1 protein-coding gene and 1 pseudogene are annotated in these 1,797 nt (G+C 47.1%); both read left to right on the top strand.

Annotated features, from left to right (window positions below; translation table 11 throughout):
• Positions 1-5: 5 nt before the first annotated feature.
• Positions 6-239: a hypothetical protein gene (locus ACFILD_RS08575; RefSeq protein ID WP_375665089.1), complete on the top strand. Its 234-nt coding sequence runs from the start codon at positions 6-8 to the stop codon at positions 237-239.
• Positions 240-256: 17 nt separating this feature from the next.
• A pseudogene (locus ACFILD_RS08570) lies at positions 257-1,797 on the top strand (hypothetical protein); the annotation flags it as partial.

The raw sequence follows: 1,797 nt of genomic DNA, 5'->3' as shown, positions 1-1,797 counted from the left end.
TTGAAATGTCATTAAAACCGTTTGCGATATCAGAGATTAGCGACCCGTCTCAAGTACGGGTCGTTTTGTATTCGGGGGAAGGATTTGTACATGCGCCGCTTAATGGCGTTTTTGATTTACTGAAAGCAGCTTTGAAAACAGAGCTTAATGGTTCACTGAAAGATTTAGAGAAGCGCTTAGAGACCTTAAGAGAAGAGTTTGAAGATTTGAAAGAGTGTTCATTGGATGAAGCCCTCTGAATGAAGGAATAAAGCAGATGAAGATACCCGATCATGAACATGAATATTTGATACCTGTCGCGACGAGAGAAGAAATGATAGCAGGAACTTCTCAAGACAGTGTTGTTGTTCCGAAGCTTTTAGGGACGGCATCTTTGTATTCGTATGAAACCTTTGCGCCGTTAGAGCAGGTTGTTAATGCAAGGCAAGAAGCAGAAAAAGCCATGGCGCGTGCGAATGGGGCGCAACAAACAGCAGATCAAGCGAAAACTATAGCAGACACAGCAGCGAGTTCAGTTACTGTAGCTTCTGAAGCCAAGACGACAGCAGAGACAGCTTTAGAGCAGGCAAATACGGCATTAACAGTATCCAATGCCGCCAAGACAACAGCAGAGGTATCGAAAACCTCTTCAGAAGATGCCAAGATGAAGTCAGAAGCGGCTGAGAGGTTAGCGCAAGAAGCCAAGCGTATTGCGGATGATACTAAAGGTGCAGCTGATAGAGTGGCGACAACGGTCACGGAAAGCTCTCAAAGAGTGACACAAGTTCAAAGCACAGTAGAGACAGCTTTGACAGAGGCAAGAGAAGCCAAGGCAACGGCAGGAGATGCAAAAACACTTTCCGAACAAACCAAGAGCGCTTTTGATGATGCCAAGCAGGTGATGGGCGAGGTGAAGAATGTTGCAGAAACAGCAGCAACGAACAGTGGGCAAGCTCTCACGACAGCTTCTGAAGCTAAGATGACAGCTGATAGAGCCTCTTCNGTTGCAGAAACAGCAGCAACGAACAGTGGGCAAGCTCTCACGACAGCTTCTGAAGCCAAGATGACAGCTGATAGAGCCTCTTCGGTAGCCGGTGATGCAAAAGAAACGGCGTCTAAAGCCCTGTCGGTAGCTCATGGTCTTAAGCAATCGGTTGATCATGTCAAGAATACAGCTGAGGGAGCCAAAAGGACAGCAGAAGGAGTAGAGCAGAGGGCTTTAACAATAGAAGACGTTGCTACACAAGCCAAGACTAAAGCTGGTGAAGCCAAACAATTGGTTGAAGAAGTTAAGACGACAGCGCATTTAGCAGAAACGTTAGCGAATAATGCAAAGCAGTTAGCGGATAGTGCAAAAGACACAGCGGTGGAAGCGAAGAATAAAGCAGAGGATGCTCATGTCCTATCGCAAGAAGCTAAGAGCACAGCAGAGACGGCAGAAGAGAAAGCCGCAAGAGCCGAAAAGAAGGCAGATGATGCGACAGTTACAGCTTCTGAAGCCAAGACTATGGTGCAAGAAGCAAAACAGGCGTTAGAGACATCAACAGCGCAACAAGATGCTTCAGAAGCACTGTCTCAAGCCGCTGAAGCGAAGAAAGTAGCAGATCAGGCAGCAACGTTAGCCAATGAAAGTAAAACGACAGCTGTTGAGGCAAAAGGTTTAGTGGAGGAAGTAAAACAATCGGTAGCGACAGCGACAGCAACAGCAGAAAGCGTAGCTAAGGAAGCTAAAGTAGCATCAGAAAGCGCTGTTAGGGTGGCGAATACAGCGAGGACCACAGCAGAAGAAGCCAAGAGTGCAGCGGATAGTGCAACAGC

This window comes from Bartonella sp. CL162QHHD (assembly GCF_042195435.1).
Taxonomy (GTDB): domain Bacteria; phylum Pseudomonadota; class Alphaproteobacteria; order Rhizobiales; family Rhizobiaceae; genus Bartonella.
This window is presented reverse-complemented; position numbering and strand designations above follow the sequence as displayed.

Bases quoted from the DNA above. Each gene is read 5' to 3' on its own strand.
- ACFILD_RS08575 (WP_375665089.1), top strand. From the start codon at position 6: ATGTCATTAAAACCGTTTGCGATATCAGAGATTAGCGACCCGTCTCAA.